The sequence below is a fragment of the Actinophytocola sp. genome, assembly GCF_009379765.1.
In the GTDB taxonomy this organism is placed as follows: Bacteria; Actinomycetota; Actinomycetes; order Mycobacteriales; family Pseudonocardiaceae; genus Actinophytocola.
In genome coordinates this window covers 1-6,477 of the sequence record NZ_WHTD01000272.1, presented here as the reverse complement: position 1 = coordinate 6,477, position 6,477 = coordinate 1, and the positions used below count along the sequence as shown (strand labels likewise).

The window sequence follows — 6,477 nt, the reverse complement described above, 5'->3', positions numbered from 1 at the left end:
GTGCGTGTTGCCGTGCATCGGGTCGCACTGCCAGATGACCTGGTGGCCCGAGGCGGTGACCTTCTCGACGATCGGCGGCAGCAGCTCGCGCACATTGCCGTTGCCCATCCGGCTGACCAGCGTGAGCCGGCCGGGCACGTTGTTGGGGCCGAGCCGCTCGACGTACTCCACCGCCATCTCCGGCGTGGTGCCCGGGCCGATCTTGACGCCGATCGGGTTGGCCAGCATCTCCACGAGCGCGATATGCGCGCCGTCAAGTTGCCGGGTGCGCTCGCCGACCCACAGGAAGTGCGACGACAGGTCGTACAGCTTCGCCTTGTCGTCACTGGCGTGGTCCAGGCGCAGCATGGCGCGCTCGTAGTCCAGCAGCAGCGCCTCGTGGCTCGCGAAGATCTCGGTGGTGTGCAGCGACGAGTCCTCGACGCCGCAGGCCGCCATGAACCGCAGGCCCCGGTCGATCTCCGTGGCGATCGTCTCGTACCGCTCGGCCGCGGCCGAGTTGCTGACGAAGTCCTTGTTCCACTCGTGCACCTTGGTGAGGTCCGCCTCGCCCGCGGCGGTGAGCGCGCGCACGAGGTTCATGGCGGCACCGGCGTTGGCGTACGCGCGGATCATCCGGCCGGGGTCGGGCACCCGCGCCTCGGGCGTGGGGACGATCGAGTTGACGATGTCGCCGCGGTAGACCGGCAGGCCGAGCGCGTCGGTGCCGTTGGAGCGCGGCTTGGCGTACTGGCCGGCGATCCGGGCGACCTTGACCACCGGCATGCTGGCGCCGTAGGTGAGGACGACGGCCATCTGCAGCAGCGTGCGGATGTTGCCGCGGATGTGCGGCTCGGTGTTGTCCACGAAGGTCTCGGCGCAGTCGCCGCCCTGCAGCATGAACGCCTCACCGCGAGCGACCTCGGCGAGCTTGGTGCGCAGCCGGTCGACCTCGGAGGGCACGGTGATCGGCGGCACGCTCTCGAGCAGCGTGCGCACCTGGCGGACCTGCTCGGGGTTGGGCCACTCCGGCTGCTGCGAGGCGCGGCGGGCCAGCGCGGTGTCCAGGCGGGCTCGCATGTCGGGCGGTAGCGGCGGCAACTCGGGGAGGGTGTCCACCGGAACGTCCACAGTCCAGTTCACGGCACCAAGGGTATCGGCCCATGTCTGCCGGCTTTTCGCCGACAGCGATGCTGGTTGCCGGCCCACCCGGGCCGTGGTTGCCTGGCGACCATGAGTGCGCCTCCCACCCTGTACGAGTGGATGGGCGGCGCGGTCGCCCTCGAGAAGCTGTTCGACACGTTCTACCGGCACGTTCTCGACGACGAGGTGCTCGAGCCGGTGTTCCGGCACATGGATCCCGGCCACGCGCGGCACGTCGCGGCGTGGGTGGGCGAGGTGCTCGGCGGACCTCCCGCGTACTCGTCCACCCGCGGTGGGCATCCCCACATGGTGAGCAGGCACGTGGGGCGGGGTATCACCGAGGCGCAGCGGCGTCGCTGGGTCGGCCTGCTGCTCGACACGGCGGACGAGGTGGGTGTGCCGGACGACCCGGAGTTCCGCGCGTCGCTGGTGGGCTACCTGGAGTGGGGCAGCCGGCTCGCGGTGGTCTTCTCGGCGCCGGGCGCGTCCCCGTCGGTGCCCGAGCCCATGCCGACGTGGGACTGGGCCAAGCCACCGTGGCAGCCCCCGACCGAGTAGGGCCGGTCTAGATCAAGGGCCGCTCACCCGCCCACGGGTGGGCACGCTCGACCTGGCCGGCCAGTGACAGCAACCGGTGCTCGCCGAACGCCGGGCCGATCAGCTGCACGCCCATCGGCAGGCCGATCGCGTCGCGGCCGGCCGGGACCGCCGCGACCGGGTAGCCGAGCACGTTCCACGTCGGGAAGTACGGGATGCCCATCGACACGCCGGCGAGCGTGTGCGCCGCCCCCGCGCCGTGGTAGCGCCCGATCCGCGGCTGCCGGCCGGTCCAGCCGGGCTGCAGGACCACGTCGAAGTCGCGGAAGAACGTGCGCATCCGGCCGTCCAGGTCGAGCTCGGCCGCGCGCGTCCTGGCCAGCATGCTGTCGGGGATCCGCCGGCCGACCGCGGCGATCCGGCGGGTGCGCGGCTCCAGCCACTCCGGATGCGGCAGCGCGGCGACGTCGTCGGCGACGCCGCGCAGGAAGCGGATGAGGAACTGCGGGGTCGGCCGGACCCCGAGCGGCGGGTCGGCCACGACCACCTCGTGACCGAGCGCGCGGAGCCGGTCGGCCATGTCCAGCACGGCCCGCTTGCGCTGTGCCTCCATCGGCGGCTTGCCCAGCGACGTGCGCCACGACAGCGCGATCCGCAGCCGGCCGGGGTCGGCGTCGGCGGAGTCGCGGTAGAGCCCGCCGGGGTGGTCCTCCTCGGCGATCACGTCGAGCATCGCCGCCGCGTCGGCCACCCGCCTGCCGAGCGGACCGACGACGGCCAGCCCGTGCCAGTGCTCCTCCGGGCCCATGTCGATGAGCCCGCGCGTGGTCTTCAGGCCGAACAGCCCGCAGAACGTGGCCGGGATGCGCACCGACCCGCCACCGTCGGACCCCGTCGCGGCGCCGACGACCCCGGCCGCGACCGCGGCGGCGGAGCCACCGGACGAGCCGCCGGGCGTGTGGTCGACGTGCCACGGGTTGCGGGTGGCGCCGTGGGTGAGCGTCTCGGTGAACGGCCACAGGCACCGGTCCGGCGTGTGCGTGTGCCCGACGAGCACCGCGCCGGCCGCGCGCAGCCGGGCCACAGCGGGCGCGTCCGCCTCGGCCGGCGGGAACTGCGGGCGCCCGCCCATTCCGGTGATGTCGCCGGTGACGTCGAGGTCGTCCTTCACCGCGATCGGCACGCCGAGCAGCGGGGTGCGCTCCCCCGCGTCGAGCCGGCGCTGGGCCTCGGCGGCGGCCTCCCTGGCGTCCTCGGTGTAGATCACCCGGAACAGGTTCAGCAGCGGGTTGACCGCGTCCGCGCGGCGCAGCACCGCCTCGAGCAGTTCGGGCGCGGTGACCGTGCCGTCCCGCAATGCCTGTGCCTGCGCGTCCGCGCCCGCCCACAACAGCTCGCCGAGGTCCATGCGCCGACCTTAGTCCGCGTGGGCGGGAGCTCGACTCAGCCGAAGAAGACTTCGGCCTCCTGGTAGCGCTCCAGCGGCACGGTCTTCAGCTCCGCTGTCGCCTCGGCCAGCTTCACCCGGACGATGTCGGTGCCGCGCAGCGCGACCATCACGCCGAAGTCGCCTGCCTGCACCGCGTCCACCGCGTGCAGGCCGAACCGGGTCGCGAGCACCCGGTCGTAGGCCGTCGGGGTGCCGCCGCGCTGGGTGTGGCCGAGCACGACCGCACGCGACTCCTTGCCGGTGCGCTGGGCGATCTCCTCGGCGAGCCAGGTGCCGATGCCGCCGAGCCGGACGTGGCCGAACGAGTCCTTCTCACCGGTGAGCAACCGCTCCTCGCCGCCCTCGGGCAACGCGCCCTCGGCGACCACGATGATCGGGGCGTACTCGCGCTCGAACCGGCGCTCCACCCACTCGACGACCTGGTCGACGGAGAACTGGCGCTCCGGTACCAGGATCACGTTGGCGCCGCCGGCGAGCCCGGAGTGCAGCGCGATCCAGCCCGCGTGCCGGCCCATCACCTCGACGACCAGCGCCCGGTGGTGCGACTCGGCGGTGGTGCGCAGCCGGTCGATCGCCTCGGTCGCGATGTGCACCGCGGTGTCGAAGCCGAACGTGTAGTCGGTGGCGCCCAGGTCGTTGTCGATGGTCTTCGGTACGCCGACGACACCCACGCCGTCGTCGGTGAGCCGCTTGGCGACGCCGAGCGTGTCCTCGCCACCGATCGCGACGAGCGCGTCGACGCCCTGGTCGGCGAGCGTCCGCTGGATTCGGTCGACCCCGCCGTCGATCTTGTACGGGTTGGTCCGGGACGAGCCGAGGATGGTGCCGCCGCGGGTGAGGATGTCCTCGACGTCCTCGAGCCCGATCGGCTTGACCAGACCCTCGATCGGCCCCTGCCAGCCGTTGCGGAAGCCGACGGTCTCCCAACCGTGGGCCTCGATCCCCTTGCGGACCACGGCGCGGATGACCGCGTTGAGTCCTGGACAGTCACCGCCACCAGTGAGCAAGCCGACGCGCATGTGCTCGATCCTCCATCCGGCCGCTAGGGCTGAGGTCCTTTTTGGGTCTCAAGCCCGTAGCGTGCCATCCTCTGGATCGGTGCAGCAACCGGCCTCCGTCGAGAGGCCGCGCGGCCTCTAACGCGCGGCGAACCCGCGGCGAACCCATTCGGCCTCGATCACCCGCCACCGCGCGAGGTTGTGCCGGGCGTCGGCGAGCGCGTCGTGGGCGTCCTTCGGCGGGGTCGGGAGCACGGGTTTCCCCACGTCCTCCCACCGCTGGCGCAGCTCGCGGGTGAACCGGGGCAGCTCGCGCGGCAGGGCCGGCATGTCACCCCACAGCTGGGCGATGGCGACGTGGTCGTAGGCGGCGAACCAGGCCCAGAGCTCGACCTTCTCCCTATCGCGGTTCAAGAACCTCAGCAGCCGGGCACGCATCGTGGCCCGGTCGCACCACGCGGGGTCGGCCGGCGGCGGCAGCTTGTCCAACACGTGCTCGCGCACCCACGGGCCCGCCCGGTCGGGGTCGAACTCGGTCGACACGGCATAGAACTCACGACCGTTCTCGTCGACGACACCGATCGACACCAGGTCGATGGTGGTCCCGTCCTCGATGAACTCCGTGTCGTAGAAGAACCGCATCGGGGCAGAGTATGGGGTATTCAGCCGGCCTCGGTCTCCGGGATGCGGTCGGCGCCGGAGGCATCGGCGGCGGTGCGGCGCTGCTGGGTGGGCAGGGCGGCGGGCTCCCCCGCCTCCTGCGCGGCGAGCAGCTCCTTGGCCTTGGCCGCGTAGATGTCGACGTACTCCTGGCCGGACATCTCCATCAGCGCGTACATGATCTCGTCGGTGATCGACCGCTCCACGAACCGGTCGCCCGCGAGGCCCTCGTAGCGGGAGAAGTCCATCGGCTTGCCGATCGTGATGCGGATCTTGTGCGGGCGCCACATCTTGGAGCCGATCGGGTTGGCCTTGTCGGTGTCGAACATCGCGACCGGGATGACCTTGACCCGGGACTCGAGCACCATCCGGGCGAGGCCGGTCTTGCCCTTGTAAAGGCGGCCGTCCGGGGAGCGGGTGCCTTCGGGGTAGATGCCGAGCAGGTGGCCCTCGCGCAGCAGCCGGATGCCGGTGTCGAGCGCGGCCTGCGCGGCGGCGCCGCCGGAGCGGTCGATGGGGATCTGGCCCATGCCGGAGAAGAACCACTTCTTCAGGCGGCCCTTGATCCCGGGCTGGGTGAAGTACTCCAGCTTGGCCGGGAAGGTGACCCGGCGCTTGAGCATCAGCGGGAGGAAGAACGAGTCGGCCACGGCGAGGTGGTTGCTGGCGAGCAGCGCGCCGCCGGAGTCGGGGACGTTCTCCTCGCCCTTGATCTCGGGGCGGAAGAACAGTCGCAGCAGTGGCCCGAGGAACACATGCTTCATCAACCAGTACAGCACCGCTACCCGCGCCTCCCGTGTCCGGCCGTTTGTCGAGCGTACGAAGGGTGTGCGGCCGGCACAATCCTTCGCCACCCAAATGTCGGAACATGTAACACCGGCCACCACCGGGGAGACCCTCTGGTCGCCACGGTACCCAACGAGTAAACAGGGGAATGTGATCCGGCCATCCACGCTCCGGTTCGTGCGACGATGGCCACATCACCTGCTCGTGTGCCTGAAGCAAGGAGGCCCAGGTGGCTGACCGGCCGGAGGACGTCGACGCCGCGTTCGCTGCGATCGTGGCCGACCTGGAACGCGAGGGCGTCGGAAGCCGACTGCCCGACCTGGACGACCCTGCCGAAGATCAGCCGGCGAACCCTCCCGTCCCTCCCTCCGCCACGTCGCAGGCGACCGCCGACGACCCCGGCGCCGAGCCGGCGCCCGGCCGGCGCCCGGCGTCCTGGCGCGGCCACGACGGCGAGTGGGACTGGACCTGGGGCACCGACGACGAGCACTACGTGCCGCCCGAGCCGCCGCCCCTGCCCCGCCTGCGCCCGCTGACGATCGCGGCGCTGGTCCTGATCGTGGTGTCGGTGGTACTGCTGATCGTGCCGGGGGTCGTCGGCCTGGACGCCCGCATCGGCACCCCGATCGCCCTGGTAGCCCTGACTTTCGGCGGCGCGATGCTCCTGCTTCGCGTGCGCCACTCCCCGAAGAACCAGGACCCGGACACCGACCGCGACGACGGCGCCCAGATCTAGTGTCCTGAGTCGGAGATTCGACACCACCTCCGGCGCCCGCGCGGCGGCTGGCGGCGTTGGCGGAAAGCCCGAGTACGACCCGGTACGAGGACTTCCCGCCGCCTTGCCAGCCACCACGCGGATCACCGGATCTGGCGCCGAACTCCCGACTCAGGACACTAGCCGCTGACAGACCCGCCCGGCGACGG

The 6,477-nt window shown here is 71.7% G+C and carries 7 protein-coding genes; 2 read left to right on the top strand and 5 right to left on the bottom strand.

The genetic code is table 11. From position 1 onward, the window contains the following. Positions 1 to 1,122 (bottom strand): 3-deoxy-7-phosphoheptulonate synthase class II (locus tag GEV28_RS41680; protein WP_291419813.1); only part of this gene is annotated, 1,122 nt, incomplete at its 3' end. 90 nt (positions 1,123 to 1,212) lie between these two features. Between GEV28_RS41680 and GEV28_RS41675 the strand changes: the two genes are divergently transcribed. Beyond that, on the top strand, positions 1,213 to 1,680 hold the full coding sequence (locus tag GEV28_RS41675; RefSeq protein ID WP_291419811.1) for a group II truncated hemoglobin: 468 nt from the start codon (positions 1,213 to 1,215) through the stop codon (positions 1,678 to 1,680). Between the two features lie 7 nt (positions 1,681 to 1,687). Here GEV28_RS41675 and GEV28_RS41670 read toward each other — a convergent pair whose 3' ends face one another. From GEV28_RS41670 to GEV28_RS41655, 4 genes are all read right to left on the bottom strand, one after another. Continuing rightward, complete coding sequence (locus tag GEV28_RS41670) at positions 1,688 to 3,067, bottom strand: amidase family protein (RefSeq protein WP_291419809.1); 1,380 nt, start codon at positions 3,065 to 3,067, stop codon at positions 1,688 to 1,690. Between the two features lie 35 nt (positions 3,068 to 3,102). Next, positions 3,103 to 4,128: a 6-phosphofructokinase gene (locus GEV28_RS41665; protein ID WP_291419807.1), complete on the bottom strand. Its 1,026-nt coding sequence runs from the start codon at positions 4,126 to 4,128 to the stop codon at positions 3,103 to 3,105. Positions 4,129 to 4,245: 117 nt separating this feature from the next. Then, complete coding sequence (locus GEV28_RS41660) at positions 4,246 to 4,749, bottom strand: polyadenylate-specific 3'-exoribonuclease AS (RefSeq protein ID WP_291419805.1); 504 nt, start codon at positions 4,747 to 4,749, stop codon at positions 4,246 to 4,248. Between the two features lie 20 nt (positions 4,750 to 4,769). Next, on the bottom strand, positions 4,770 to 5,546 hold the full coding sequence (locus GEV28_RS41655) for a 1-acyl-sn-glycerol-3-phosphate acyltransferase (RefSeq protein ID WP_291419803.1): 777 nt from the start codon (positions 5,544 to 5,546) through the stop codon (positions 4,770 to 4,772). A gap of 236 nt (positions 5,547 to 5,782) precedes the next feature. Between GEV28_RS41655 and GEV28_RS41650 the strand changes: the two genes are divergently transcribed. Beyond that, a complete protein-coding gene (locus GEV28_RS41650) occupies positions 5,783 to 6,289 on the top strand; it encodes a hypothetical protein (RefSeq protein ID WP_291419801.1) in 507 nt (168 codons plus the stop codon). The last annotated feature ends 188 nt before the right edge of the window (positions 6,290 to 6,477 follow it).